Here is a 26,981-nt window from a genome sequence, read left to right as displayed (position 1 = left end):
CTGAAGTATGGCAATACTTTCGGGTGTGTCGCAACCTCTCGCTTCGTCGCTAATACTGTAATTTTTACAGCACCTATCTATTCTACCAAAGCGACTTTGTCTTGTCAAGGGCATAATACCTTTTTATTTAATTTATTTTTAGCTCACTCATATGTCTTCTCTTTTACTTCTAGCCCTTACTTTACGTGAATATTTTGCGACAGAATAATTCACATGGCTTTAGAAATACTATATAATAGTAATAAATACATATTAATTAATATAGGAGAACTTATGATTAAAGAATTCAAAGAATTTATTTTACGTGGTAATGTCTTAGATTTGGCAGTTGGGGTTATCATTGGTGCTGCTTTTACGGCCATTGTCACTTCTTTGGTAAATAACCTTATCAACCCACTTATTGGTCTTTTTGTTCAAGATGGCGCTTTGACACAAATGTCAGTTAAGGTTGCTGGTGCAACTTTTGCTTATGGGGCTTTCTTAAATGATGTTTTAAACTTCTTGATTACAGCCTTTGTCATCTTCATTCTCATAAAAGCCATCAACAAGCTTTTCCCTAAGAAAGAAGAGCAAGAAGAAATTGTTTCTAACGATGAATTAGATACTCTGCGTGAAATCCGTGACCTTTTGAAAGAAAAAGAACTTTCAAAATAACATTACACACTAAAAACCTCTATTATAATAGAGGTTTTTAGTGTGTAAGAAAAGTTCTAACTTTCCTATCAAAATTGAATTTTAAAAAGACAAAGCGGAAAAAATTATCTGCAAGCACGGCAAACCAGATGCCTTCTAAGCCCAAGGTAAATGTTTGACTTAGAATATAGCCGAGACCCACACGTATAATAAGCATCCCTATAATTGTTGTATATAAAGGAAGTTTTGCATTACCTATTCCTTGAAAAGCCGCCGTATAAGTGGTCGTTCCAGTGACAAAAAAAGTTGCCAAAAAAGAAAAGAGGATAACTGTGTTACTTGAAGCTATAGCGACAGTGTCTGTCGTAAAAAGATTACTTAATGATGTAGAAACTAAGACAAGAAGCAAACCAATACTCAACATCATCCCTGTCGCTAGCCAGTAGGTTCTTTTAATATATGACTGAATGGCTCCATAGTTATGTTGTCCAAACTCTTGAGCCACCAAAATAACTGTTACGGTAGCTAAACCGAATGCCGGCATATAGTTAAACTGAGTAATACTTTCGCCGATCGCATTTCCTGCAAAAACCCGATTTCCAAGAGCAATAATCAGCACCATGATTACCAAATCTCCTAGACGCATCGCCAAACGTTCACCAGCGGCCGGAATTGTTAAAAAGATCAGTTCTCTACTGATTTTTTCAGAGAAAAAGTTTTTCGTAGGTTGTAAATCCTTATCTTTGAGTTTTTTCCAGAGATACAGAAGCGCTACGCCCCTCGAAAAGATTGCTCCTAAGGCAGCTCCCATAATTCCCATATGAAAAACAAATATCAAAAGGGCTGAGAGAGCGATATTTAAAATATTGGCAAAGAGACTCGCATACATGGGTGTACGGCTGTCCCCATTTGCTCTGATAATGGCTCCAAAACTGGTCATTAAAGCCAGCAAAATAATTGTCCCACCAACCAAAAGGAGGTACTCTTGACCTAAAGTCGCTACATCCCCACGTCCGCCAAAAAAGCGCACGAGAGCTTGTGCAAAAAGAGCCGTAAGAATCCCAATAGTCCCTCCCAGTAATGCAGTGAGCTTTACCCCTGCGTTCACCATTTTCTTTGACATTTCACGTGCAAGGAAGCTTGATAAAATTGTCCCTAAAGCTATGAAAACGGCCTGATAAACGGTGATAATATTATTGGCTAGTGACACACCTGCTACAGCTGTGAGTCCAATTCGGGTGACTAAAAAGGTATCACTAATCCCCACCAGCATCTGCAGAAAATTCTCAACTACGGCTGGGAGCGCAAATTTTAATATTTCTTTTGTAGATTTCATATCCCTAATAAATAAGAGCGCACCCTTAACGATACGCTCTTATTTTTTATCCTTCAACTTCTTCGATTTGGTGCAGATCAAGCTCTACTGGTGTTTCACGACCAAACATATCGACCATAACTTTAATCTTATCGTCGCCTAAGACTTCTGTGATTGGTGCTTCAAATCCTGAGAAGGCGCCATCAATGATACGTACACGTTTACCCACAAAGATATCAAAATCAATTTCACGTACAACTTTACCCATACCAATAAGGATTTCTTGAATTTCTTCTTCAAAAAGTGGCGTTGGTTTTGAACGGTTACCGTGTGACCCAACGAAACCTGTAACGTTCGGTGTATTACGAACGATAAACCAAGCTTCATCTGTCATGTTCATTTCTACCAAAACATAACCTGGGAAGAGATTTTCTTCAACATCTTTCATCTTACCGTTCACTTCTGAGCGAACTGTTTCTGTCGGAATTTCAACACGAAGAATTTTATCTGCCATGTTATAAAGTTCTGCACGTTCAAGTAAATCTTCTTTTACTTTTTTCTCGTAACCAGAATAAGTTTGGATAACAAACCAGCCTTGGTCAAAACTTGTTAATGTACTTTCGTCCATTGGAGTACCTCTTTATTGTTTTTTATTTTTTTAGTTTCAAATTTATGAGTTCATATTCTGAACGGATTGTATAAGAAAAAGGCTTTCGCCTCTTCTTTCATTATATCACTAATTACGTACAAATGGAAGCAGATGCTGTACAGCACTTGTGATACCATTTTGTGTTACCCAGTCAAAGATCATCAAAAAGATGAGGAAGAAAACTGTATATTCAATAACCATGAAAAAATCAATGACAGACTGCTTACGTGTCGGCCACGTTGTTAACTTCATTTCTTTGACAACACTTCCAATAAATTTAAACATTTGACTTATCTCGTTTCCTTATGCAAAGTATGTTTGCCACAACGTGAGCAAAACTTCTTGACTTCTATGCGTTTTTCTTTTGCTGTACCGGACAGTTGAAGAGAATAGTTTCTCGAACCGCACACCGTACAGGCCAATCCTGCTTTTTTTAACATGCTATTATTTTAGCAGAACTAAGAGAAAAATACAAATCTCTCTATTTTTTTGTCATATTTTCTAAGACAAGGCGTGTATAATTAATTGCCCCTTGGTCCTTCGGATGGATAGCATCACTATAGAACCATGAACTTTGATTTGCTGATAAGCCATGCCAATCGATGATTGTCAAGTTAGGATACTTCTTAGCCATCGCTTCTAATTGTTCATTGTTATTGCTTTCCCACGGACGTGGCATTTGATTATTAATCCAGAAGACCGGTTTATCACCAACTTCTTCCATAATTTTTTCCACGTAATTTGTATTGCCAACGGTCAGTGTGCCATTAGTTCCAAGACCAATTAAGACAGCATCTGCTTTTTCAACTGCTTCTTTATTCTCTGCTAAAATGGTCGCTCCACCATCTACTTGCTCACCAACAACAGCTTTTATCGTCATTCTTGGGAAGGCTTCCTGTAGAGTGGTTGACCCTGCAACCATCACAGAATCACCAACTGCAAAAATTTGCATCTTGCTTGCTCTTTCGGCAACCACTGGATCAACGCCATATTTTTCAGCGATAGTCTTTAGTGGCGTGCTGACACGGGCATTAGCAGCTTTTAAGTTTGCAGCTTCAAGCGCTTTTTGTTGCTCCATAATTCGAGCTTCTAACACTTGCTGATCATGTGGTGATTTTGGAGAAGTAAGAATCATAATGAGTGATACAAGCACTAAAACGGACACTAGGATTACGCGGACGGGTAAGGCGCGCCATTTTTCTTGCTTAATTTGCTCAACTTTTGTCATCACCCAAGGCCATAAGTTGCTGTAATCATAAGCAACGAGCGGACGTTCAATAAAGCGATATGAAAACTCAGATAAGGCAAAAATCAAGGCCAACTGCCAAATGACGTTGTACCAACTTGTCGGATTAACGACTTTAGCAGCAACTAAAGCAAAGACTGGTAATTGCCAGAGATAAATCCCATACGAACGTGAACCAATATAATCAAAAAGTTTACTTGAAAATATTTTATTTGCTTTCAAGCCCGGATGAACAACCAAAAGGATTAATAACATTGTTAAGAGACTGACAAACCAAAGGCCGCCATAGTAAGTCACTGGACTTTGCGCCGGCATAAAAACATATAAGATTAAAGTCAGTGCAAGCACGCCCCATAAAAGGTTACGTCCAAAAGCTTGTCCTTTTTTATTCAACTTGGCAGGCATTTTGTTCATTGGCCAAATGAAAGCCATACTTGCCCCCATCAGGAGACTAAAAATACGGGTATCTGTGCCATAATACACACGCGTTGGATCTTGCCCCACCTTATACTGAGCAATCATCAGAATCAATGAGAGAATGGCTAAAAAGTTTGTCAGAAGGAAACTGTGCTTCTTACTCCGAATGACCTTCACTAAAAAGATCATAATGAGCGGCCAGAAAATAAAGAATTGTCCTTCAATCGCCAGATAATATATATGCTTAAAAGGTGATTCTCCTGCAGCATCAGCAAAGTAGGATGATCCCTGCTGAATTTGCCACCAGTTTTGCACCATAAAAATACTTGAGAGAAAGTTTGACCTGAGGCCCTTCATCTGATTTTGTTGGAAGAAGAACAAATAAGGCGAAACAATCAAGAAAACAGCCAAGAGCATGGGGTAAATACGCTTGGCTCTTTTCCCCAAAAACTTAAGTGGTCTTATCTTTTTAGTTTTAGTATATTCTCTTAGTAGTGAATCCGTGACTAAGTAGCCGGACAACACAAAGAAGAGAACAACGCCTAAAAATCCCCCTTGGATTTTCTGTGGATAAAGATGATACAAAATGACAGCAAGAACCCCAAGGGTACGTAAGCCATTAAAACCTGTTACGTAGCGTTTTTTTGCTTCCAAAACTGTCCTCCTTCTAAAAAGTAAGATTCACTTTTATTATTCTCTTTTTATATTTTTATTTCAATAATTTTTTTCATATATTTGCAAGAAAAAGAGCCGTGCCATGACTCTTTTTCTCATCTATGCACTACCCTTATTTTATCACTTTTCATGCTGTTTTAGAACAATTTACCTACCGAAAAAACCAGTAATTTTATCCCAAACATCTTTGGTAGCATTTTTAGCATCATCTACTGTTTTTTGGAAATCAAATCCGCTGCCTTTTTCAGAAGAATCACTGCTAGAATCTTCTGTTTGTGGCATATTTCCTGAACTGTTTTGTGCACTTTGCTCTTGATAAACAATTGCATCTTGTTGATCACGCAGAGCTGTCCAAGCTGGAGTTATTGGTGCAATATTATGCATGGCATAGGCATTTTCAGCTGTAAAGGCGGTTCCATCTGTATAAGGAAGCAAATAGCTGGCTATATTCCGGAAGATGACTGAAGGTTGCCCCTCAGAAGAACCTTCTAGTTGTTGCTGCTCATTTGTCTCATTCGGGAAACCAATCCATAGTGCAATCGCAATATCAGGTGTATAACCAACCACCCATTGGTCAGTCGTATTATTTGTCCCTGTTTTACCTGCCATTGCATAGCTTGCCGGTGCAGCATTCCAAGCTGAACCGTTGGTAAATGTACCCAACATCATGGAATTCATCTTCTCTGCTACTTCTTTGGTCATGATCCGTTTTTGTGTCACGTTGGCTGTTGCGATTGTATCCCCAGCTGCATTTTCAATTTTAGTAATCAAATGCGCGCTGTTCATTACACCCTCATTCGCGAAAGTTGCAAAAGCTTGAGCCATTTCCCAAGGATTTGTTTCGACACCAGAACCAAGAACGGTTGATAAAGTGTTGTTTTCATCTTTTTTATTGAGATTCAAACCAAATTCACGCCCAACAGCATTCCCTTTTTCTGGAGTGATATCACGATAAGTATTAATAGCAGGAATATTGTAGGAGTTAGCTAAAGCTTGATACATCGGTACAGTACCCAGGTACTCTCCACTGTAATTTTGCGGTGTCCAATTGCCATAAGTTGTTGGTTTATCTTCCAATACTTTATCGATTGGCCAACCTTCTTGGACTGCGGGCAGATAGGCGATTAACGGTTTGATAACTGAACCTGTCGAACGTTTCGATTGTGTGGCATAGTTAAAGTCAAGGAAACTGTTATGGTCTTCTGATGTGACATTGCCGACAAGAGCCTCGACGCCACCAGTTTTCGGATTGATTGCCACCGAACCTGACTGTGCGTGCGTGCCATCTGCAGCTTGTGGGAAAAGTGCGGCATTGTCATAAGTGACCTGCATCCCTGCCTGCTTGTTTTGATCCAAAGTTGTATAAATCTTATAACCGTCATTCATAATGTCCTGCAAGCTAAGGCCATATTTGCGTTCAGCTTCCGCAATCACAGCATTGAAATAGCTTGGATACTTGTAAGCTTCTGACTGAGAAACATAAGTGTCTTTTACCCGAGAGGCCAGATCGACCGATGCATAACTGTCTGCTTCTGACTGCGTGAGATAGCCTGCACTGACCATGTTCTGCAGTACCGTATCTCGTCGCGGTGTCGCATATTTTCCGTCCTGGTAAAGTGGGTTATAAATTTCTGGACCCTTCAACATCCCCGCAAGCGTAGCGGCCTCATCTACGGTAACTGCATTTGCTGAGACTCCAAAGTATTTTTTACTGGCATCTTCAATCCCCCAAACACCATTCCCAAAATAAGCGTTATTCAGATACATTGTAAGAATGTCTTGTTTACTGTAATGTTTATTGATTTCTAAAGCGAGGAAAAATTCCCGGGCTTTACGGTCAATCGTTTGTTTCTGAGTAAGGTAGGCATTTTTGGCCAACTGCTGCGTGATGGTAGATCCACCACCAAAACGCCCCAAAGTAACAACTGCTAAGCTAAAGCGACTCAGATTAACCCCATGGTTCTTATAAAAAGTACGGTCCTCGGTGGCGACTACGGCATTTTTAATATTGTCACTTATGGCATCAAACTTAACTGTTGTTCCTTTACTTCCATAAAGTAATCCTGCTTCATCACCATTTTTGTCCACAATTTGAGTTTGCGCATCAATGGATTTTTGCAAGATGGATACATTGGCCGTTTTTGCCAAATAGAACAAATAAGAACCAACAGCAAGAATCATAACCAAAATAGCAATAATAGTAATTTTAGTTAAATTATACTTTTTCCAGAAACGTTTTACTGGACGTAAAAATTGCCTTATTTTTTCTGTATAAGGCGCCATCATTCTTAAATATTTTTTTATGCCTTTAAGGTCTTCAAGCGGAATTTCCGCTTCTTTCAGCTCTTTTTCTTCTTCATTATTATTTTCTATTTTTTTAGATGATTTCTTGTTTTTAGCACGACGACTAAAATTTTGATCTTTTTCTGACATGATTTTTTAAAAATCCTTTTGTATTCTATATTTTGCCTATTCTAACAAAAAAGCCTTTGTGTTACAATATTCTATATGAAATTTAGTTTAATTTTACCAAAAAAAATTAAAAAGCAAAGTGTTTCGCATTTACTGGAGCACACTTGGCTCGTTCCACGCAAACAAAGACACCTTTTACGAACCAAAAAACATGTCTTCCTTAACGGCACATTGGCAGACTGGGAGGATTCTATAAAGCCCCAAGACGAAGTTACTCTTATTTTTGATGACGACGATTTCAGGCAGCTGGAGGTTCCCGTAGGCAACCCTCATCTTGCCGATATCCTGTATGAAGATGAACACCTTGTTATTGTAAATAAACCCGAAGGCATGAAAACTCATGGCAACACTGCTGAGGAAATTGCCCTACAAAATCACGTGACAGCTCGCCTGAAGAGCCCCGTACATGTCGTTCATCGCTTGGACAAGGAGACCTCTGGAGCAGTCCTCTTTGCCAAAAACCAATTAATTCTGCCCATTCTGGGTAAAATGTTTGAGGAAAATAAAATCCATCGCTCTTATTTGGCAGTTGTACAAGGTTATTTTAACGAAAAAAGCTTAACTCTTAATAAAAATATTGGAAGAGATCGGCACGACCGAAAAAAATATGCCACCAGTAAAAATGGAAAAAGAGCCATTACTCATGTGACTGTACTCGAAAAAGAACACAACCACTCCCTTGTAAGGTGTACTCTTGATACCGGCCGTACGCACCAAATACGAGTTCACCTTTCCAGTGAAAGGCATCCTATCGTCGGTGATCCCCTCTATAATTTAGCGTTAAAAAAACAGCGCTTGATGCTTCACGCAGAAAAAATATATTTCCTTCATCCTTTCACAGAGGAATTAATAGAAATTAAAGCATCTAGCCAGACTTTTCAACAAGGCAAAAAAAGCCTACTTTCGAAAAGTAGGCCTTAGGAGTTTTATGAAAAGATTTTTTTAGGAAGGTCTTTATTATAGTGGACGCTTCTTAAAATAAGCTTAAGTCTTATTTAATTGTTTCTTTCAGTGATTTTAGGTTTTCTTCCATAATTGTCAGGTAACTTTCACCTGATTTTTTTTGTTCATCGGTCAATCCCTCAACAGGGTTAATAACCAACAACTTGGCTCCTGCTTCCTTGGCTAAAGTCTCCGCTAGCTTACTGCTAGAGTTATCTTCAAAATAAACAGTATTTAAATTTGCTTTTTGCATCTCATTTTTCAGTTTAATCAATGTTGCACTTGAAGGTTCTGCTTCAGGATCAAGGCCTGTAATGGCAATTGTTGTCAATCCATAATCACGGCCCAGGTAGCCAAAAGCTTCGTGCTGTGTGATAAACGTTTTATTTTTAGCATTTTTCAATTGATCAAAGTCTTGATCTATTTTTTTCAACTTTCCAATATACTCATCAGCATTTTTAGTGAAATCTTCCTTATATTCAGGGAATTTTTTTGATAATTCATCTGCGATATAGCGGACTTCAAGTAAGGCTGCTTTAGGGCTTACCCATGTATGCGGGTCATCACCAATTTTTTCTACGGGTGTACTTGCTTCTATTTTAACACCTTTATTTTTTACAGAAGGGGCCCATTTTTCAAGGTATTTTGAATTATAAATAATAGCATCTGCATTTGTCAAAGTAGTCATGTCTTTTGCACTTGGCTCAAAATCATGTGCTTCTTGATTAGCAGGAACGATATTAATAATGTCAACTTTATCACCAACGACAGCTTTCGTAAACTCATACATTGGCTCAAATGTTGTCACAATTTGTGGTTTCTCACTTGCTGTTTTTTGACAAGCTGTCAATAATAGCAAGACTGGGATAAGGAATAGAAGGGTATATTTTTTCATAAAGCTAGTATAATACAAATTTAAAACAAAGTCAACCGGTTAACTACCAGTTAACTATTTTTCATTTGTCATGTTTTTCACGCTGTATGATCTTTTCTCTTAACTGCAGTTGGAGTTGATTCCGTTGCAATAAGCGTTGTTTTCTAGCATTAATAGCTCCTTGCAAATAATACTGTAAAAGCAAGCTGAAAAGAAGGGAGATGACTAGTGTATAGAGTAAAATACTGGCTCTTAACTTTCTTTTTCTGAGAACTTGTAAAGAAATATGCGGTCTCCTCCTTTTTCAAAAGACAATATAATTTTTACCTGCCCTCCCTCCTGGCTAATTTTAGCATTTTTTATATGATGGATCATGGGTTGATAACCTCCCCCATTAGCATTAGTTTTCCGAAAATCGCCTTTAGAGGAAAGCCCAAATCTTAGATTAACATGTTTGCGTACATAAAGATAGTTATTTTCTACCTTATCTAAGCTTGCTCCCTCAAGTTCGCTTCTCAGTAGACTGCAAAAAAGTTGCCAATCTTGGGTGTGATCTATTGTTGCTCGTTTTACTTCTTCATGAAAAATTTTAGTAATATCTAGAAAAAGGGAAAAAGTACCTACTAACACGAGTAAAGCAAGGAGTGATTCCAGGAGAGTAAAGGCTGTAACTTTAATTTTTTTCAAGAACAATCAATACCTTTCCCGACTCACGGATAGTCATTTGCGAAGTAGTTTCCTCAATCGAAATCTCCACACCATTTAATTTCAAATGCTTTTTCCCCGTATCTATTGCCATATGAGCGACATTTAAGGCTTCGATATCCTTATTTTCCATCTCCGTTTGTTTCTTAACCTGAATAACTTGTTCTAAAATAACCGTGACGAAAAAGACAAGCAAACTCATAGCAATTAAGCTCTCTAATAGAAGATATGATTCAAGTGATTTTTTTCTTATATTTCTCGCTTCCAATTTCCAATTGATAAGAGATGGTTTTTTTCTGATAAGGAAGAAATATTGTAATTTTTTGTAGGCTCGAGTTGCCTGATTTTTGATCAAAAGTAATAGAAAAATCATTTATTTCAACCTCCTCTGGAACTTTCAGCACTTCCTCTTGGCTGTATAGTGTGCCATTACTCGCACTCAATGTCTGTTGCTGTCCCTTTAATCCTGCCATACGCTGGGTATCCTTATAAAGTCGCTCAAATTGTAAAATAAAAATCTCTGCGCGTGCTATCCTGACACTTTGTTTGACCGAACCTGAAAAGAGAAAAAGAACAGAAGAGCAAAGGAAAAGGACTAGTAAACTCTCTAGTAAGGTCAAAGCTTTAATTCGATACATTACGTTTTGCATTAGGGTTCTTGGTATAATAATCATTGTAGCTATCGGCTTGTTTTTGCGTAATTAAACCGTCGGAGACAAGCTTCCCTAAGTTAGGACTATCCTGTTTATCAAGTTGATAAAGTTCGGCTTGACCTTCGACAACCTTAACAACCGCTGTTTGACCCGTATTTTGGATATTCTTCTTTTCTTTAGCCAAATTTGGGACAAACAATAAAAGTAACACACTGATAATAAGTAAGACGACAAGCATTTCAATCAAAGTAAAAGCTTTGAGTCTCTTTTTTTTCATTCATTCCTCCATGTTCTTTCAAATCAAGTTTCCCATATTGCTATATATAGGAAGTAGCATTGCCGCATAAATTAAAATAATCAACAGCGCCACGAGCAAGAAAACGATAGGCTGGATAAGTTGCATTGCTCTTTCCATCCTTTCAAAAAAGAGCGACCAGTTTTCTTCAGAAAAAATCATTAACTCTTTCCCTAGCTTGGACTTTAGTTCACCATATTCCACAATTAATGAGAGCTCCTTGGTAAATATGGGGTAAAATCGAAGAGCATCTTCAAACTTCTGACCACTATCTAATATTTGAAGAAGCTCAAAACCGAATTCTTTGAAAATTCGACTTTTTTGTTCTTGCATAATAAAACAAATCTGACGTAAATCGACAGCTTGAGCAATTAAGTTTCCCCATTCTCTTGCAAAATAAGCTGTCAAATAAAGCTGGACAAAACGGCAACAAAAGGTATTTTGACCATTAGCCTCAGCGCTTCTAAAGCAGTTTTTTTCTTCCAATAGTATCTGCACAGATAAAAGAAAACGAACAAACTGAAGAGCCACCCTAAAAAGAGGGTCGGAAGATTCTGTATGGCATAAGTTGCTAATCCTTTGTTTTCTTCCAGTTGGGGCAGTAAATAATTTTTCAATCCAAGCATAATAAAGATTAGAAATGCCAGAAGAACAATCGGATAAGTGGCAACTTGGATAAGCTTTTTGCGGATGTTCAAAACACGTATCAGTTTTTCTTCAATCAATCCTAAAGTATACTCAACATTCCCATGAGACTCAGCCAAAGAGAGCTGAGTCACAACATCCTCATAAAAATTTAGCTTCGCCAAAATACCAGAGAAACTTTTCCCATTAAGTAAACCTTCACGCATTTTGGAAATAAAGTATGCTTCCGTAAGACCCGATCGTTCAAGAAAATCAATAATTTCAGAGAGGTGAAAGCCACTTTTGAAAAGATTATTCATGAGTTGAATGAGCTTAATCTGCTTTGCTAAACTCAATTTTTTCGCGCGCAGCTGCAACAGCTGAGATAAATCCATCTGCAACCAACTGATCAATCTGGTCATTCCATTCGTCTGGTTTCCATTCTTCAAACTTTTCCTTTTCACAAACAAGCAATCCCTTTCCTGCAATTAATCGTTGATAAATCACCCGCTGAAGACTGGATTGTAGCTCCCAATCACTTAATCCAAGTTCTTTTAAGCGTGCAATTACACCTGATATTGAGCGTGCATGAACAGTAGAGAATACTGTATACCCAGTCAAACTTGCACGAAGAACAGCTTTTGCCGTTTGACTATCCCTAATTTCACCAACAATAAGTAAATCAGGTCTGTGTCGCAGCGAAAGCTTAATCAAGGCATCATAATCATTCCCTATTACTTTATTGACTTGAAGCTGTAAAAATTCAGTTTCTACTAACTCCACAGGATCTTCTATACAAATAACTTGTTGATTTTTAAAATGCTCCCTTGCAAATTTGTACATAAGACTGGTCTTACCTGAACCTACAGGACCTGAAAAAAGGTAAAGGCCTCTTCCCCCAATAATAGTATTAAAGATCTCTGAATTCCAAAAATGAAGTTGGTTTTGCTGATGATGCAAGAGTCGAATAACCAAGCTTTCTTGACCATGAAAATCACCGACAGTAGATAAACGTAAGCGCTGCTCACCTTTATCTAAGATATAAGTGCAAGCCCCCAACTGTACTCGTCTACTTTCTCCTAGATTCATACCAGATAAAAATTTCATATGAGCAATCAGTGCTTGCCCTTGCTCAAGGGTGAGTTCTCCTTCAAACCTCCTTTCTGTTGTTGTACGAAAATAGAGAGAATACTTTCCTTCTAATGCTACTAAATAAAGATCGTGCACCATCTGATCTACTGCTTTTTGTAAAAGGTTTTTTGCCAAAACCTGTATCATGATTGACCTCCTTAGCTAAGCTTACTTATTAACACGATAAAGTTAGCAAGTCATCACAATTTTTTTGAAAAAATGAGCAGATAATTTATAATAAGCTTTGTTGCTTACTTGATACCCTTTCTCAATGCATAATAGAGGCAAGAGTAATAAAAAAACCTGCCCAAAGGCAGGTTCAAAATTTTCAATTAGAATTTTTTACGTTTACGTGCAGCTTCTGATTTACGTTTAGCTTTTACAGAAGGTTTTTCGTAGTGTTCACGTTTGCGGAGCTCTTGAAGAGTTCCAGCTTTTGTTACTGAACGTTTGAAACGGCGGAGAGCGTCGTCAAGCGATTCATTTTTACGAACGATAGTTTTTGACATTGATTTCACCCCATTTCATTTTCGTATTTACTCTTAAAGAGCACTCCTAACATTCTATCAAAAGGCTGTATATTTGTCAACTAGATGTATAAAATAAAAAAAGCAGATTGTCTCTGCCTTTTCGCTTATTGTACGGAGTAGTTTGGAGCTTCTTTTGTAATTTGAACATCGTGTGGGTGAGATTCTTTCAAACCAGCACCTGACATTTCGATAAATTGTGCTGACTCATGTAAAGCAAGGATATCAGCTGCTCCAGTGTAGCCCATACCTGACTTCAAGCCACCAACCATTTGGAAAACGATATCGGTCGCTGTACCTTTATAGGCAACCCGACCTTCGATACCTTCAGGAACCAATTTATTTGCTTCATTGACAGAGCCTTGGAAGTAACGGTCGCTTGAACCTTTCTTCATTGCTGCAAGTGAACCCATACCACGGTATGTTTTAAATTTACGCCCTTGGAAGATTTCGAATTCACCTGGTGATTCGTCTGTACCGGCAAGCATTGAGCCAAGCATTACTGCATCTCCTCCTGCTGCCAAAGCTTTAACGATATCGCCAGAGTATTTGATTCCTCCATCGGCGATGATTGTTTTACCGTATTCACGCGCAACTGCTGCCGCATCATAAATAGCTGTGATTTGTGGCACACCAACACCTGCGACAACACGTGTAGTACAGATTGAACCTGGACCAATTCCGACTTTAACAACATCAACACCAGCTTCAAAGAGTGCGCGTGCACCTTCACCAGTGGCAATATTCCCTGCAATCAATGTACGTTCTGGGAAATGTTCACGAATTTCTTTGATTTTACGTAATACACCTGCCGAATGACCATGTGCAGTGTCAATGACAATAGCATCGGCACCAGCTGCAAAGAGAGCTTCAGCACGATCAAAAGTATCAGAGGTTACACCAACAGCCGCAGCTACTAAAAGACGACCTTGACTATCTTTTGCGGCGTTAGGGAATTCAATCACACGTTCAATATCTTTGATTGTAATCAAACCTGCAAGCTTACCGCTCTCGTCAACCAATGGTAATTTTTCAATCTTGTGTTTTTGAAGTGCTTCTTCAGCTTCACGCAATGAAGTTCCCACAGGTGCTGTAATCAAGTTTTCAGAAGTCATTACATTCTTGATTTCTTGATTGTAGTTTGAAACAAAACGAAGGTCACGGTTAGTCAAGATACCCACAAGCTTGCGATTTTCCAAAGTTTCAACAATGGGTACACCCGAAATACGGTAAGTCGCCATCAAGTTTTCCGCTTCTTCAATCTTATGCTCAGGTGTCAAGAAGAATGGATCAGTAATAACACCAGATTCTGAGCGTTTTACTTTGTGCACTTCTTCAGCCTGTTCAGCAATGCTCATATTTTTGTGGATAACACCAAGTCCACCTTGACGTGCCATTGAAATAGCCATTTTACTATCTGTTACAGTATCCATTGCAGCAGATATCATCGGAATATTCAATGTCAAGTTCTTCGCTAGTTTGGTACTCATGTCTACCTCGTTTGGCAGTACATGTGATTCCGCTGGAATCAATAACACATCATCAAAAGTGTAACCCTTCTTCAAAAACTTTGTTTCCCAATTTGACATTAAATCTATCCTCCAAATATATATTTTTACTATTCTATCACTATCTTTTAGGGATTTCAATGATTTTTCACCATATTTGTCAATATTTTTTCGCAAAAGGCTTTAATTGAGTTAAGGTTTTTGTTAAAATAAAAGATGTGTAAATAAAGAAATAATAATGAGGAAATAATGATCAATTTAAGAAAAGCAGCCGTATTTACCGGTTTATGTTTCATCGCGCTTGCTGCTCATGCAGCACAAGCAGATACTGCTGAAGTACCTGTGGACAATCACCCAATGGGGTATTACGCTGAAGTACAAACCGAAGAAAATCCAATGACCGCTCCTATTGATGCTCAAGGAAACTTAGCGCCCGTCGATGAAGATGGGCAAACAGTAAAGGAGGAAATCCAAGAGGATACTGAGACTCCAAAAGTTTCCAGCAGGGTTCGTCGCGCTATTGCTGACGATGCGGAGACAGCCCAAGCCAGTTTAAGAAATGCCCCCTCTGACCTGGTATCCAATGATACAAGTCTACCACGAAAAGATGCTGTCGACATTGCTTCGTGGCAAGATTGGATGACACAAAGTGATTTCAATCAACTTAAAGCACAAGGTGTTAAGACAGTGATTGTTAAACTGACGGAGAGCACAACCTACATTAACCCAGCAGCTAAAGCCCAAATTCAAATGGCTAAAAATGCCGGACTAACTATTGCTGTTTACCACTTTTCACATTTCTCAGAATCAGGAAAAACGGCTCAAGCGACTGTTAACAATACTGCACGAGCAGAAGCTAATTTCTTTGCAAATGTTGCTAAACAGTACGGTCTTTCAACAAGTACTGTCATGATTAACGATGCCGAATATGTTCCAAAAGATAGCGTGGGAACCATGCCTTACTGGGACTGGACGGTTGCCTCACAAAACTTTGCAGATCAACTTAAAAAGCAAGGCTTTGTAAGTACACGTCACTATGCTTCAAAAGCTTGGGCAGTGGATGGTGTTGGACAAATGGAACCAAGTAAGTTGGGGGCAAAAAACATGTGGATCGCTCAGTATCTGTATGGAAAACCAAGTGCTTCTAATCTTCAAAATACTCAGTTTGGTTCATGGCAGTATACAAGTCAAATGTACTTTACAAACTTCAGCAGACGTAGCCCATTGGATGTAAGCATTGACTATGCAAATATTTTCAGTGGAGATTTACCAAGAATCTCAGTGAAGTTTGTTAATCTCCCCGTGAAAAATCCAAATCCTTCCCCATTTAAGGATATCTCTCAATCTATTTATAAAAACTATATCAACTGGAATTATAAGGTAGGAATCACCACTGGTTACACACCAACTACTTATAAACCCGATTATTATGTTACTCGTGGTGAGATGGCCGTATTTCTTCACCGTTTAGCTGGATCGCCAGCTTATACCCCGCCATTCAATGTTTACACTGACGTTAACCAATACAAAAATCAAATTCTTTGGTTAACTGCCGCAAACATTTCAAATGGTACTGCGCCACACTATAATCCTAACGGCAATGTAACACGAGGACAAATGGCTGCTTTCTTACATCGTACTGCAAAAGCCATGGGGAAAGCCCCTGCCTCAGGAACATACACTTCGCCATTTACAGATATCAGCAACAATATGTTCAAAAATGATATCAATTGGTTAAAAACAAAAGGAATCACCACTGGTTACACACCAACTACTTTCCGACCTGATGCTCCAGTTACACGTGGAGAGATGGCCGCATTCCTTAATCGTTTCTACAACACTTTTAAATAATAATAAAACTCTGCGTGAATCACGCAGAGTTTTTGTTGTAAAATATATCATCATTTTTAAAATATAAGTATAAGTGGAATAAAAAGGCAGCTCTTAATAAAGGTCCGCCTTCCATATCAATCATTATTTTTATTAAAGTTTCCAAACAAGAAGTACTCCAATAAAGATAATAAATAATATAATCAACATTATTGGAATAATGATACTTTTTATATTTATACTTAAATTACCTATATCAGAAGTAACAGATAAGGCATTAAACTCATTTGTACCGGCAATATAGCCAGGAATCTGTCCATTAAGCTTCATAGCTTGTTCTGTAGCAAAGCCGATTGAATCGGAATTTCTAGGTGACTGTAAGTTATTTTTATTATTATGTACTGTAAAATAATGAGGTTGATCTACTTTACTATATCCCTCTGGTGCTTTAACTTGCATAACAAAATATTGTTTGCCTTGTCCCAAACCTCTTATACCTAAAAGTGATTGATTTCTAGACTGGATTGCTTGAAAATCTCTATCCCAATTTTGTGAATTAACAGCCATTGGTATCGCTTGATTATCATCTAAGTTATAAATATTGCCACCACTCAGTAGAATATAATCATCAAGATTAAGATGCGAAAGGTTGCTTTGTTCAACTTCCTTCCAGCCTTTATCAGAGGAAATATAATATTTATCAGCTTCTTTTTTACCCAACACATATTGAGCACCACTGATAAGTTTATTTTTTTCACCATCAATCATAACGAAGTTTATACCTGCAGAACTCAGAGGAGCAGATATTATACTTGCCGCACCAACTCCTTCTCCTACTTGAACAGTAATTTGAAAACTTGAAGGTTGTTTAACATTTGAACCGTCTTGCATGTTAAAATTATGTAAATTCAACTGAGCAGTAAGTGGTAATGTATTAAACAAGAAGTTTACTTCTTCTGGTACATTTGGTGATACTGATAGTGTCCCTGTAATCGTAATATCTTCATCACTTCGAGGTAATGTATAGTAATTTTCGTTAGTATAAGTACTCTTCAACTTCTCAGAAGTCATAGAAAATACTTGTTGTTGGAGCAGCTCATAATTATCACTAGTCACAGTTAGCCCTTGATAATAAGCCTCTGGTATCACTGAAGGTAATAAAGATTTTTTTTGCAGTGGAACTGAGGAGCTATCAATAACTACGTTTGGTGGAGTTTGGATACTAAATACTTGCTCGCTTTCCTTAAGCAAATCTTTTGAGATTGTTATTTTATAGCCAATCTTTTGATTGTTCTCTAAAATGTAAGCTCCAGAGGCGTTCTGAGAATTTTCAGGTATCCCTGTAAACTCTAACGAGATACCGCTGCTAGTACCATCCAAATCAACAGATATATTTTGATTATTAGAAGCTAAGTCTACAAAACTAATAATCATAGCATTACTGATAACCGCAAGAAGTCCCCTTTCAGCTTGTGCAGAACCTTTTCCATTCTCATCAGTTATGAGGGATTTTATATCACTCATAGTTTTATGGGAGGAACCATTAAGAAATTGAAAAATATCAAAGTTAGACTGAAATAATATTTGTATTATTTTTTTTGCTTCTTCAGAAGAATGCGTTATTCCCTGTCCCACTCTTAATCCATCGCCTAAGTTAATAAAATTTTCCTTATTGGTCAAAGATGTATTCCAAATAACACTTTTTTCTAGTTCATTAGGAATATTCCCCTTCATTATATTTTCATAAGCTGTTTGAATATTTTCATATGCAATACTTGAAGATGCAGCTGGTTCTCCTTGCTGGGTGGCTGAGATATTGAAAGTTACCTCTCCATTATCTGCCTCTGTGGCATAAGTGCTCTTTACTGAATAAACGCTGATTAGCATTACAAACAAAAGAGAAAATACTTTGATGTAATTTTTATTTTTATAAAATGTCATCTGTTTATCCTCTCATATCAATAAATAATCCATGCATGTTTGACAACGTATTGGTAACAATCAGTGTATTTGAAATAATAACAATAATTATCATAAGAACAACCACTATTCTCTTCGGCTTTATTTTTAATTTAAATGCCTCATTTCCCATAAAAAGAGAAAGAAGTAATAGTACAGGAGTAAAGTACCTCCCTTGTACACCATAAATTTGGCCTGATATCGCATTATTGTAAGAAATAAAAGCCATATATACAACTAAAATAGAAATGCCAAACACTCCCAATGCTCCAAATGAAATCACTTTTGATTTCACATACTTATCTTCAACTAATAGAATACATATTAATAAAGCGAACCAAACCCCTGCTATCCAAAAAGGTATACCATTTGTCATTCTGTTAGTCTGGGCTAAGAGTGTTTGGCTAACTTGACTCGATGTCGGAGTACTAAGAATACCAAATGATGCCCAAAGTCTTGAAACAACATAGCGCACACCTCCATTACTATGTGTCCAATAATAGAAAGCACCACTTCCAACTATAAAAGTCAGAAAAGAAACAACTGCTATCACTCTATATTTACTCTTCTGACGCACAGCATCATCTCCATAATAATTAGAGATTAAATAATTAACAAGGATAATGGCTGGCATGGCAAACAACAAAAGAAAATTTGTTTTAAACCACAAAACGCTGGTCACACCTAAAACTGCAAGTATTGGTAGCTCTTTCCTCAATACTAACTTAGATCTAAGTGACATATTTATCATATAAGCTATGAGAAATGCAACCCAAACAAAATTAATAGCATCATAAGACAAGCTAGCAAAAGAAATAATTGCTACCGGACTCAACATTACACAAGCAAAAAGAAGTTTACCTTTTTTTACCCATTTAATAATGAAAAACATCATCGTAGCACATACTATAAGATTAAATAAGCGAGCAACAACTGTCATTACTCCAAGAGAGGGATAAATATGATACCCTACCCAAACCCCCAATGCAGGAATAATGTGTCCCATATAATCATAGTTAAATTTACTACTAAGAGCATTTATTTTTCGAGGAACATCCTCTTGTGGAATAATTTGAACTTTTTGCAAATAGAATTGTTGAAAGTGAGTCCCGTTCTGATAAAATTGCTTTTGATTATCCATACCTGATCCCACAACATATTCACCATAATTGGAAAGGTTTACAGGAAGATCAACCATAGCACTCGAAGCTGCAAAATGATATTGTCCATCTTGCTCATGAAAAATAGGCATAGCTATCGAAAAAATAATACCAAACAACAATGCCAGCACGATATAAATTTTATGAACAGGCAAATTTTGTTTCGATAACTTCCTTAAATTTTTAGATACATATTCCATCTATACTTTTCATCCTATATCTATTTAGTGATTTACTTCAGTAATACTAATTTTAAATTTCTAATTTTTCTTTCTTAGACGAATGATACTCTTGATGTCAGCAATAATTGGAGCTTTTAGTAGCCACACAATTAGAGCATACATACTTGTTCCGAGCACCGTTTGAATAATATAGTTTATCACACTTACATTCATCAACTGGCCTAAATTAAATACAACAAAAAAGGTCGCTAAGCCCGCAAGAAGATACTTCCAAAAGCCATGCAGTATTTCCCTCAAAGAAAAAACATCGCGTATTGACCATAACTGATAGAGAACCACAGCTAATTCAGTTAACACGGTTGTTATTACTGCGCCCATCACTCCAAAAAGAGGAATCATAATAAAATTAAAAATAACGTTAACCACTAGGCCAATAGAAACAGATACCGTGTATTCTTTTGTTCGATTTGAAGCTAATAAATATTGATTACCAGCAACTACAGCTATCCCGACAAAGAGGATCATTATACTTTGAACAAACATCAAAGAGCCAACTTCTTCAAAATCTTTCCCAAAGAAAAATACCGCAAATGTTTGTGAAACCCCCATAATCCCTGCCATGATTAAAATAGATAATGTTGCACTTAAATTAAAGGACTTTAAAGTTAAACTTTTAATCTCAGAATGTCTTTTTTCCGAAAAAAGACTCGATAAGCGGGGCAAGAAAGCCGAAGCAAAGCTAGAAACTAAAGTAAAAGCTGTACGAATAATCATATCCGACTGGCTATAATAGCCAGCACTCACAACACCATCCATAATTCCTAGCATTGTTTTATTTAAGGACAGATAAATCGTCATCGTTATTTGTGGTAAAAAGAGTAGTAGGGTAGGTTTTAAGTGCCTTAGGATATTAAGTTCTCTAAATTTTACAGGAACAAATTCTTTTTTTAAAAACGGCCAAACAGTAAGATTACCTAACAGGGGAGCTAACATGGTTAAGAGAATATATATCCATAAATCATCTGCTGTTTTAACTAGTACAAATGTTAAGATAAGGAGGAGTAAACGAGCAATCGTATTTCTTACAACTAGTATCCGAAAATTCTCTACACCCATGAAATACCAAGAAATATCTAATGCTGAACCTAATAATGCAAGACCTTGAAGCATGAAATAAATCTTCAAGTCTCCTTGATACATTGAAAAAATCAAATAAGGTATAGAAGCAATGAATATGGCTATAAACTTTAAAATAACCAATTCATAAAAGACCTTACTTTTTTCTTCAATATTTCTTTGATTATAGGCAATCTCTCGATTCCCATACAACTGAATACCTAACCCGCCCGCTAACACGAAATACATCACAATAGAGTAAGTATAAGCATTTATCCCTATCCCTGTGGCTCCAAGAACCCTAGAAACATAAGGAGTTGTAATCAGGGGGACAATTATGCTTAACATCTGATAGACTGTACTATACAGCATATTCTTAACAAATTTCATCTCTTTATTAGTTGAAAATGTTTATAAAAAACACTACAACGTACCATCCTATCTAATATTTATTTCTCAAAACCACTCTTATTAGGTAACTTATTTGTAAAAGCAGTATTCATTTTGTTTACAATATCATCAAAATCTTCTTCAGCTACAAAATCTCCGTCTTCTAGACAAAGTACTTTATATTTTGATTTAAATAATTTTTCAAAATCAACATCTTTTCCTAAATTAACTAGGCTCCCAAATTTAAAAGAATTCATTGGTTCGAATTGATTTGTTGCACGTGCATAATCTGCAATCGCCCAGTTAGAAATTCCTCTCACATCTTGTGAATTTCTAAATTTCCCCTTACTCACAAAATCAAAGTATTCTGGTAATGCCTCTCTAAATTCACGATATATCGTTTTTGTCAGTGGAAGAGTAAGATGGTCCGCTCTAAAACCTAGAAATTTTCCGTAAAATTTTAAAATTGGTAACAAATACAGATTTGATAATGCAGCAAATAGCCCATTCTTCAATGAAAACATCTTAGGATTTATCAACCATTTTGTATCAGCAACCTTATTTACAGCTAAAATATTATTGGCAAACAGCGCCAGAGTTGGCATAAAAGGAGCATGCATAATTTGTAATTTTGGAAGACCATTTTCAAAAAAATCAGTAGGTTGAGTTGGTGCATTCAAAAACATATCATCGTTAAAATTAACAAATTGCTCCGCAAGACCTGGAATTCTATCAAAATTCAACTCAATTGGATTTGTATTAAAAGTTGGGAGGTATTCTTCTGGTATAAAATCTCGGTGATTAACAATATTAATTTTGGGATTTTCTGTATTCAACCATTCTGGAATATGTCCCCAAGTCACAATATGAATCTTATTCACCCAAGGAGCGAATTTCTCAATAGAGCGTAAAAGAAAGTGAAAGTTGTCCATATTTCTATACCTGCTATCGCCATTTTCTTGTGTTACAACTCCTTGAATTTTTTCACGATAATAATTTCTCTCTTTTATCCATTCTGGATCTGCTCCATCTAAATAAGTAATCACAAAATCTATCTTATCAGCCATCTTCAACTCCTATTACTCTCTTAACTATTTTTCTAACTTAATCTTCTGCCATACTCTCTGTATATTAACTTTAAAAATTCAGAAAATCAATTATGAAACATATCTACTTATTTATTCATCATAAGGTGTTCTCTTACAATTTCACTTAAACTTCTATATTCTATTTAAACGAAAACATGACCTTTTCCGAACACATTTAACTATTGAAGAATTTCTTCCCAAATAGATATAATCTTTTCTACACTAAACATATCTGATCTTTCCTTCGAAAGTTTCCCATACTTGGTTTTTAAATCTGGTGAATTTTGAAATTGTTTCAACTTAACTACAAACTCTGCAACGTCTCCTTGCTTCACCAAAACTCCATACTCACCTTTATTCAAAACTTCAGCTGAACCTGAATTTTTCATGGCTATAACTGGTAAGCCAAAACTCATTGCCTCAGCAAAAACCAGTGGGAATCCTTCAAAGCGGCTTGTACTAATAAATATGGAACTATCTTGAAAATGTTTTTTTAAATCATTTCCACTTTTAGCACCATGCCATTGAATTTTTTTATTTAGCTTTCTCTTTTTTATTTCATAAGCAAAGCGTTTTTCTTCAAAAAACAGACCTTTCCCTGCAACTTGAATGCTCCAATTATCATCCAGTTCTTCAGCAATATCTAGCAAATAGTCCAAACCTTTAGTATGATAATCAATCCTTCCCACAAAACTAATTTTATTACTTTTTAAATTAGCTTTCTCTGTATGAGATTCAATTGTTAATGGATTATGCATTACCCTTACTTTTTCAAGGCCCATACCATTTAAAGTTAATCTATCTTCCTCAGTTAAGACACATATCAAATCAGAATACTTATAACTATTCACTAATCTACTATAACTTTTCCCATACAAAAAAGTTTTATACATTGTAACATTGAAATGTAACCACGAAATCAATTTAACATCTGGTAGTTGCTCTTTTAATTCTTGCGCTACTACAGCCCACTGCTCAACTAAAACCACCGTTTCTATATTATTTTCTTTAACATAGTCCACCAAATCCTTAACCATACTAGGATTTGGTATGACTGTCATATCAACAGGCTGCCTCAAAATATATTTTTGAATACCAGTTTTAATAAGTATGCTTCGAAATTGGCTGTGAGTCATGGCATTTTTTGCAAAAATAATTTCTGGTTCTACATGAAAATAGCTTTCAACTTTTCTCATAGAAAAAAAAGTAATATCGAATTTTTTTCTATTCAAATTATTAGCAATTACGCTTTGTACTCGCATAGAGCCACCCATGCGTAAATCTCCAACAGCAAAAGTTATTTTCTTCATTTCTAAATATTTCCTTTTTGATTATTCACATAAATTTTCATAAGAAGCTGAGTCATATTCTCACCCCAGTATCGACGAAACATATCATACTCTTCTTTTTCTCTATTTTTGTCAATAGTATTTGCACTTGTTTCTGAATCACTGTGAATACGATGAGCCATTAACCTTTCTGGCAAATATTTGATATAACCTGGTCGACGCATAATTCGCTCCCAAGCATCCCAATCTAAAGCCATTCGAAGTTCTTCATTGAACTTAAAATCACTCAGACGTTCCATATTATAGGAGACAGCAGGACAGCAAATAAAGTTACCAAAAGAATAAACTCTACGTTGATATGACTTATTCTTAAATAGAGAAAGTAGACGTAGGCCAAAAGTTTTAATTTTTAAATTAATATTTCGTTTTCTGAGATTATCATTTTCATCAATCTCATAGTAATCAGAGAAAACAATATTTAAATCTTCTTGTTTTTGGAAAGCTTGAATAATCTTGGTTCCATACTCCGGCTCATAAGTATCATCTTGGTGAGCGATGGTCGCATATTTTGTCTGTACAAAAGATAAGGCACCATTCCAATCGGCACCAATACTTCCACCTGTTCCTACAAAATATTCAATACTATAATTTTCAGCCGTCTTAATCATTAAACTCGTGGGAGTTGAGGTGTAGAGAATAATTTTTGATTTTTGTTCTCTCACCGAAGACTGTGATAATAATGACTTAATACATTTCTCTAAGTATGGTGAATCTTGATATGCACAAATAACAAAAGTATGTGCAAATTGTGTGTTTGGCATAAAAAATAGGCCTAACCTTTCCTTTTATTGTTAAAAAAACAAATTTTCTGATGTATAAAAATATTCGTAATTTAAGTACTTAATCACGTCTCTTTCAATCACAAAAACCCAAAATTAAACTTACATATATTTTTATCGTAAAATTAGAACCATTTAATACTTCGAAATACCTAAGTAATGAATCTGCCAACTATCATTAAAACTAAAAATTATAGAATCGGAATGCTCAATATACAGGTAATATACTATCTACCTAAATAAGAAAAAACTTCAAATAGTATAATATATATGAACATTTCTTAAACTTCTTCATCTTTCTACTTTTTTCTTGATTTATTAAATAATTATAGTTCCAAAAAGATAATAGATATTATTAATATCTATTAAGAATTTGAGCAAAAAAGAAACAAAAAGATTTTAAACTACTAGGGTGTCTCCGATTTAAAATCACTTTTTAATTATGAAATTCATAATCTAAGTACTTCTTCATGCCACTTTCGAGATTATATTTTGGACTGTATCCTATTTTTTTTAACTTTTGAATACTACTAATCGAAAGCTTGATATCACCTTCTCTGGGCTCTACATACTCCACATCTAATTTTTTGTTTAAATTTCTTTGAGCCAAGAGAATTAAATCATTCAGAGTAGTTTTTGTCCCAGTTCCAACATTATAAACTTCCCCTAAAGACTTATCTGATGTCGCAATCAGAATCAGCGCTTGAAGAACATCATCAATATAAACAAAGTCGCGCGCCTGCTCACCGTCACCAAAAATTGTCAAGGGAGCTCTTCTTTTTAAACGATCAACTAAAATCGAAATAAAGCCCGAATAAGGGGAACTAGGATTTTGGTTTGGGCCATAAACATTAAAAAATCGTGTCGCACTGACTGGAATTTTATATAAATTATTATAAACCATCGCCATTTTCTCTGAAGCAAACTTATCCACTGCATAAGGTGTTAAAGGGCGAATCACACTTTCTTCTTGTTTAGGTAGAGTTGGTTCATCCCCATAGACCGCAGCACTTGAAGAAAAAATTAGACGTTTCAATGACTTTTTATTTCTTCGAAGTATTTCTAAAATCGTCATCGTACTATCAAAGTTAACTTGATGAGTTTCATAGGGACGAGCGACAGAATCTGCTACAGATGCTACTGCTGCTAAATGGAAAATATAATCAAAATCATTTTCCCCAAGAATGTTTTCAAGCAAAGATTTATCCGTTACAGATCCCTCGATTTTTGTTAAATTAATCGAATTATCTAGGTTAGAGAAACTTCCCATCGAGAGATCATCAATGACCATAACTTTGTTATTGGGAATAAGCTTATTTGCTAGAGAGGAACCAATAAAACCTGCTCCTCCCGTTATTAAGATATTATTGTTTTGAATCATTCTTATTTTCTACTTCTTCCACTTTCTTCTTCAGTAACGACGTTTCTTGAACTAAATTTTTAATCTGCTTTTCCGCGGAGATAAGTGACATTTGATACTTCAAAGATATAAAAAGCAACAAACTCACTAATATAAATAAAGCCAAAGATGTTAAAGTCTGTATCCCCATAAAATGGGCAATGCTACTTCCTAATTCAGGGAAAAGCGCACCAAATAAAATAATTATTGCAAGTATGAACCATTTGAGCATATGGCGTATCTCAGCTTTATCTTTTTTTATAAGTTGAATAACATAAATAAAAAAGATAATTGAGAAAATAATTGCTAAGACGCGTAATTGAATGGGCATTAATTTTTCTCCTTCCCAATCATCGATGATACAAGGACAGCGAGCGAAACGCTAATCATATAGTTCACACCTTTTAAAAGATTTATACTGGATGTTCCTGTGGTACGTTCAAACATTCTCACGCCAACTTCTTTCACCCGAATATTTTTCGCAAAAAGATGCATATAACTTTCTGGCTCGGGATATTGACGTGGATATCTCTTCACAAATTGTTCGATAACTTTACGATTACCTGCACGGTAGCCACTAGTAACATCCATTATACGAATATTTGAAGTCAAACGAATCAAAGCTGAAAGAACTTTAATCCCAATTTGCCGTGTTCTTGAAGATTTGAATTCTGAATTACTATCATCAAGGAACCTAGAACCAACAGTAAAATCTGCTTCGTTATTTATAATTGGATCGACAAGTTGAGGAAGCGATTCAATATCATGTTGCCCATCTCCATCAAACTGCACTGCAATGTCATAACCATTTTCATCTGCATACATATAGCCTGTTTGCACAGCACCACCAATACCTAGATTTTGAATAAGCTCAACATGATTAATATTGTTCTCTCTTAAAACCTCTTCTTCATTATCTGTAGAGCCATCATTAATGACCACATAATCTAAATTATAAGGAGAGCTTGCTCTATACTGCTCTACTTTTCGTATGTTCTCTGCAATGCCTTCTCCCTCGTTATACGCAGGAATGATTAGAAGAATTTTTGCTTCATTAATCAAC

At 36.2% G+C, this 26,981-nt stretch carries 26 protein-coding genes and 1 pseudogene; 3 read left to right on the top strand and 24 right to left on the bottom strand.

The window, feature by feature from the left end:
* Positions 1 to 273: 273 nt before the first annotated feature.
* A complete protein-coding gene (gene mscL / locus J0J35_RS09330) occupies positions 274 to 654 on the top strand; it encodes a large-conductance mechanosensitive channel protein MscL (RefSeq protein ID WP_019291438.1) in 381 nt (126 codons plus the stop codon).
* Between the two features lie 37 nt (positions 655 to 691).
* Here the strand turns inward: mscL and J0J35_RS09325 are convergent, their stop codons facing one another.
* The 6 genes from J0J35_RS09325 to J0J35_RS09300 all read right to left on the bottom strand — a co-directional run bounded on the left by J0J35_RS09325 (position 692) and on the right by J0J35_RS09300 (position 7,368).
* Positions 692 to 1,969 (bottom strand): MATE family efflux transporter, encoded by a 1,278-nt coding sequence (locus J0J35_RS09325; protein ID WP_019291439.1) that lies wholly within the window; start codon positions 1,967 to 1,969, stop codon positions 692 to 694.
* A 46-nt stretch (positions 1,970 to 2,015) separates the two neighbouring features.
* Entirely contained in the window at positions 2,016 to 2,576 is a 561-nt protein-coding gene (nusG, locus tag J0J35_RS09320; protein WP_003133733.1) for a transcription termination/antitermination protein NusG, read from the bottom strand.
* Between the two features lie 108 nt (positions 2,577 to 2,684).
* Complete coding sequence (gene secE, locus J0J35_RS09315; protein ID WP_003133731.1) at positions 2,685 to 2,882, bottom strand: preprotein translocase subunit SecE; 198 nt, start codon at positions 2,880 to 2,882, stop codon at positions 2,685 to 2,687.
* A 5-nt stretch (positions 2,883 to 2,887) separates the two neighbouring features.
* Positions 2,888 to 3,037 carry a 50S ribosomal protein L33 gene (gene rpmG / locus J0J35_RS09310; protein ID WP_003134525.1) on the bottom strand — a complete coding sequence of 50 codons (150 nt, stop codon included), beginning with the start codon at positions 3,035 to 3,037 and terminating at the stop codon, positions 2,888 to 2,890.
* 41 nt (positions 3,038 to 3,078) lie between these two features.
* A complete protein-coding gene (locus J0J35_RS09305; protein ID WP_206916729.1) occupies positions 3,079 to 4,914 on the bottom strand; it encodes an acyltransferase family protein in 1,836 nt (611 codons plus the stop codon).
* 168 nt (positions 4,915 to 5,082) lie between these two features.
* Positions 5,083 to 7,368, bottom strand: coding sequence for a PBP1A family penicillin-binding protein (locus J0J35_RS09300; protein WP_165706321.1), 2,286 nt, complete (start codon positions 7,366 to 7,368; stop codon positions 5,083 to 5,085).
* 75 nt (positions 7,369 to 7,443) lie between these two features.
* Here J0J35_RS09300 and J0J35_RS09295 point away from each other — a divergent pair, with 75 nt between their 5' ends.
* Positions 7,444 to 8,328, top strand: coding sequence for an RluA family pseudouridine synthase (locus tag J0J35_RS09295; RefSeq protein WP_086582775.1), 885 nt, complete (start codon positions 7,444 to 7,446; stop codon positions 8,326 to 8,328).
* A 70-nt stretch (positions 8,329 to 8,398) separates the two neighbouring features.
* On the opposite strand, the gene J0J35_RS09290 is transcribed toward J0J35_RS09295, so the two are convergent.
* From J0J35_RS09290 to guaB, 9 genes and pseudogenes are all read right to left on the bottom strand, one after another.
* Positions 8,399 to 9,244 carry a metal ABC transporter solute-binding protein, Zn/Mn family gene (locus J0J35_RS09290; RefSeq protein ID WP_019291443.1) on the bottom strand — a complete coding sequence of 282 codons (846 nt, stop codon included), beginning with the start codon at positions 9,242 to 9,244 and terminating at the stop codon, positions 8,399 to 8,401.
* Positions 9,245 to 9,475: 231 nt separating this feature from the next.
* Positions 9,476 to 9,910 carry a competence type IV pilus minor pilin ComGF gene (gene comGF, locus J0J35_RS09285; protein ID WP_242534013.1) on the bottom strand — a complete coding sequence of 145 codons (435 nt, stop codon included), beginning with the start codon at positions 9,908 to 9,910 and terminating at the stop codon, positions 9,476 to 9,478.
* Positions 9,897 to 10,130: a competence type IV pilus minor pilin ComGE gene (gene comGE / locus J0J35_RS09280; RefSeq protein ID WP_019293009.1), complete on the bottom strand. Its 234-nt coding sequence runs from the start codon at positions 10,128 to 10,130 to the stop codon at positions 9,897 to 9,899. The genes comGF and comGE overlap by 14 nt, the downstream gene beginning before the upstream one ends.
* Positions 10,131 to 10,161: 31 nt before the next feature.
* Positions 10,162 to 10,578 carry a competence type IV pilus minor pilin ComGD gene (comGD, locus tag J0J35_RS09275; RefSeq protein WP_206918196.1) on the bottom strand — a complete coding sequence of 139 codons (417 nt, stop codon included), beginning with the start codon at positions 10,576 to 10,578 and terminating at the stop codon, positions 10,162 to 10,164.
* Positions 10,553 to 10,858 carry a competence type IV pilus major pilin ComGC gene (gene comGC, locus J0J35_RS09270; RefSeq protein WP_029345656.1) on the bottom strand — a complete coding sequence of 102 codons (306 nt, stop codon included), beginning with the start codon at positions 10,856 to 10,858 and terminating at the stop codon, positions 10,553 to 10,555. Before comGC ends, comGD begins: the two co-directional genes overlap by 26 nt.
* A gap of 18 nt (positions 10,859 to 10,876) precedes the next feature.
* Positions 10,877 to 11,895, bottom strand: a pseudogene (gene comGB / locus J0J35_RS09265) (competence type IV pilus assembly protein ComGB).
* Positions 11,834 to 12,778 carry a competence type IV pilus ATPase ComGA gene (gene comGA / locus J0J35_RS09260; protein WP_165719887.1) on the bottom strand — a complete coding sequence of 315 codons (945 nt, stop codon included), beginning with the start codon at positions 12,776 to 12,778 and terminating at the stop codon, positions 11,834 to 11,836. The pseudogene comGB and the gene comGA overlap by 62 nt, the downstream one beginning before the upstream one ends.
* Positions 12,779 to 12,963: 185 nt before the next feature.
* Positions 12,964 to 13,140 carry a 30S ribosomal protein S21 gene (gene rpsU, locus J0J35_RS09255; RefSeq protein ID WP_003134539.1) on the bottom strand — a complete coding sequence of 59 codons (177 nt, stop codon included), beginning with the start codon at positions 13,138 to 13,140 and terminating at the stop codon, positions 12,964 to 12,966.
* Between the two features lie 125 nt (positions 13,141 to 13,265).
* Positions 13,266 to 14,747, bottom strand: a complete 1,482-nt coding sequence (gene guaB / locus J0J35_RS09250) for an IMP dehydrogenase (protein WP_003133714.1) — start codon at positions 14,745 to 14,747, stop codon at positions 13,266 to 13,268.
* Between the two features lie 168 nt (positions 14,748 to 14,915).
* On the opposite strand from guaB, the gene J0J35_RS09245 reads away from it, so the two are divergent.
* Positions 14,916 to 16,517: a GH25 family lysozyme gene (locus J0J35_RS09245; protein ID WP_206916722.1), complete on the top strand. Its 1,602-nt coding sequence runs from the start codon at positions 14,916 to 14,918 to the stop codon at positions 16,515 to 16,517.
* Positions 16,518 to 16,649: 132 nt separating this feature from the next.
* Here the strand turns inward: J0J35_RS09245 and J0J35_RS09240 are convergent, their stop codons facing one another.
* The 9 genes from J0J35_RS09240 to J0J35_RS09200 form a co-directional block, all read right to left on the bottom strand.
* Positions 16,650 to 18,437, bottom strand: coding sequence for a hypothetical protein (locus J0J35_RS09240; RefSeq protein WP_206916715.1), 1,788 nt, complete (start codon positions 18,435 to 18,437; stop codon positions 16,650 to 16,652).
* 4 nt (positions 18,438 to 18,441) lie between these two features.
* The gene (locus J0J35_RS09235; protein WP_019291790.1) at positions 18,442 to 19,815 is read right to left on the bottom strand and encodes a DUF2142 domain-containing protein; all 1,374 of its coding nucleotides are present in this window, start codon (positions 19,813 to 19,815) and stop codon (positions 18,442 to 18,444) included.
* A gap of 60 nt (positions 19,816 to 19,875) precedes the next feature.
* Entirely contained in the window at positions 19,876 to 21,303 is a 1,428-nt protein-coding gene (locus J0J35_RS09230; RefSeq protein ID WP_086582783.1) for a flippase, read from the bottom strand.
* A gap of 59 nt (positions 21,304 to 21,362) precedes the next feature.
* Positions 21,363 to 22,370 (bottom strand): stealth family protein, encoded by a 1,008-nt coding sequence (locus J0J35_RS09225; protein WP_019291788.1) that lies wholly within the window; start codon positions 22,368 to 22,370, stop codon positions 21,363 to 21,365.
* Between the two features lie 200 nt (positions 22,371 to 22,570).
* Positions 22,571 to 23,701, bottom strand: coding sequence for a glycosyltransferase (locus tag J0J35_RS09220; protein ID WP_153924346.1), 1,131 nt, complete (start codon positions 23,699 to 23,701; stop codon positions 22,571 to 22,573).
* A 2-nt stretch (positions 23,702 to 23,703) separates the two neighbouring features.
* Positions 23,704 to 24,501 carry a glycosyltransferase gene (locus tag J0J35_RS09215; RefSeq protein WP_019291786.1) on the bottom strand — a complete coding sequence of 266 codons (798 nt, stop codon included), beginning with the start codon at positions 24,499 to 24,501 and terminating at the stop codon, positions 23,704 to 23,706.
* A 454-nt stretch (positions 24,502 to 24,955) separates the two neighbouring features.
* Positions 24,956 to 25,900, bottom strand: coding sequence for an NAD-dependent epimerase/dehydratase family protein (locus J0J35_RS09210; RefSeq protein WP_019291785.1), 945 nt, complete (start codon positions 25,898 to 25,900; stop codon positions 24,956 to 24,958).
* On the bottom strand, positions 25,884 to 26,249 hold the full coding sequence (locus J0J35_RS09205; RefSeq protein ID WP_019291784.1) for a DUF2304 domain-containing protein: 366 nt from the start codon (positions 26,247 to 26,249) through the stop codon (positions 25,884 to 25,886). Before J0J35_RS09205 ends, J0J35_RS09210 begins: the two co-directional genes overlap by 17 nt.
* Positions 26,249 to 26,980: a glycosyltransferase family 2 protein gene (locus J0J35_RS09200; RefSeq protein WP_019291783.1), complete on the bottom strand. Its 732-nt coding sequence runs from the start codon at positions 26,978 to 26,980 to the stop codon at positions 26,249 to 26,251. Before J0J35_RS09200 ends, J0J35_RS09205 begins: the two co-directional genes overlap by 1 nt.
* Position 26,981: the final 1 nt, after the last annotated feature.

The sequence above is a fragment of the Lactococcus sp. LG606 genome, from assembly GCF_017309645.1.
GTDB classification, from domain to species: Bacteria; Bacillota; Bacilli; order Lactobacillales; family Streptococcaceae; genus Lactococcus; species Lactococcus petauri.
The sequence above is the reverse complement of the archived record's forward strand: the minus strand, read 5'-3'. Positions and strand labels throughout refer to the sequence as shown.

What these genes read in the sequence shown, in the direction of transcription:
- mscL (WP_019291438.1), top strand. Translation starts at nt 274, where the DNA reads ATGATTAAAGAATTCAAAGAATTTATTTTACGTGGTAATGTCTTAGAT.
- J0J35_RS09325 (WP_019291439.1), bottom strand. Translation starts at nt 1,969, where the DNA reads ATGAAATCTACAAAAGAAATATTAAAATTTGCGCTCCCAGCCGTAGTT.
- nusG (WP_003133733.1), bottom strand. Translation starts at nt 2,576, where the DNA reads ATGGACGAAAGTACATTAACAAGTTTTGACCAAGGCTGGTTTGTTATC.
- secE (WP_003133731.1), bottom strand. Translation starts at nt 2,882, where the DNA reads ATGTTTAAATTTATTGGAAGTGTTGTCAAAGAAATGAAGTTAACAACG.
- rpmG (WP_003134525.1), bottom strand. Translation starts at nt 3,037, where the DNA reads ATGTTAAAAAAAGCAGGATTGGCCTGTACGGTGTGCGGTTCGAGAAAC.
- J0J35_RS09300 (WP_165706321.1), bottom strand. Translation starts at nt 7,368, where the DNA reads ATGTCAGAAAAAGATCAAAATTTTAGTCGTCGTGCTAAAAACAAGAAA.
- J0J35_RS09295 (WP_086582775.1), top strand. Translation starts at nt 7,444, where the DNA reads ATGAAATTTAGTTTAATTTTACCAAAAAAAATTAAAAAGCAAAGTGTT.
- J0J35_RS09290 (WP_019291443.1), bottom strand. Translation starts at nt 9,244, where the DNA reads ATGAAAAAATATACCCTTCTATTCCTTATCCCAGTCTTGCTATTATTG.
- comGE (WP_019293009.1), bottom strand. Translation starts at nt 10,130, where the DNA reads ATGAGTTTGCTTGTCTTTTTCGTCACGGTTATTTTAGAACAAGTTATT.
- comGD (WP_206918196.1), bottom strand. Translation starts at nt 10,578, where the DNA reads ATGCAAAACGTAATGTATCGAATTAAAGCTTTGACCTTACTAGAGAGT.
- comGC (WP_029345656.1), bottom strand. Translation starts at nt 10,858, where the DNA reads ATGAAAAAAAAGAGACTCAAAGCTTTTACTTTGATTGAAATGCTTGTC.
- comGA (WP_165719887.1), bottom strand. Translation starts at nt 12,778, where the DNA reads ATGATACAGGTTTTGGCAAAAAACCTTTTACAAAAAGCAGTAGATCAG.
- rpsU (WP_003134539.1), bottom strand. Translation starts at nt 13,140, where the DNA reads ATGTCAAAAACTATCGTTCGTAAAAATGAATCGCTTGACGACGCTCTC.
- guaB (WP_003133714.1), bottom strand. Translation starts at nt 14,747, where the DNA reads ATGTCAAATTGGGAAACAAAGTTTTTGAAGAAGGGTTACACTTTTGAT.
- J0J35_RS09245 (WP_206916722.1), top strand. Translation starts at nt 14,916, where the DNA reads ATGATCAATTTAAGAAAAGCAGCCGTATTTACCGGTTTATGTTTCATC.
- J0J35_RS09240 (WP_206916715.1), bottom strand. Translation starts at nt 18,437, where the DNA reads ATGACATTTTATAAAAATAAAAATTACATCAAAGTATTTTCTCTTTTG.
- J0J35_RS09235 (WP_019291790.1), bottom strand. Translation starts at nt 19,815, where the DNA reads ATGGAATATGTATCTAAAAATTTAAGGAAGTTATCGAAACAAAATTTG.
- J0J35_RS09230 (WP_086582783.1), bottom strand. Translation starts at nt 21,303, where the DNA reads ATGAAATTTGTTAAGAATATGCTGTATAGTACAGTCTATCAGATGTTA.
- J0J35_RS09225 (WP_019291788.1), bottom strand. Translation starts at nt 22,370, where the DNA reads ATGGCTGATAAGATAGATTTTGTGATTACTTATTTAGATGGAGCAGAT.
- J0J35_RS09220 (WP_153924346.1), bottom strand. Translation starts at nt 23,701, where the DNA reads ATGAAGAAAATAACTTTTGCTGTTGGAGATTTACGCATGGGTGGCTCT.
- J0J35_RS09215 (WP_019291786.1), bottom strand. Translation starts at nt 24,501, where the DNA reads ATGCCAAACACACAATTTGCACATACTTTTGTTATTTGTGCATATCAA.
- J0J35_RS09210 (WP_019291785.1), bottom strand. Translation starts at nt 25,900, where the DNA reads ATGATTCAAAACAATAATATCTTAATAACGGGAGGAGCAGGTTTTATT.
- J0J35_RS09205 (WP_019291784.1), bottom strand. Translation starts at nt 26,249, where the DNA reads ATGCCCATTCAATTACGCGTCTTAGCAATTATTTTCTCAATTATCTTT.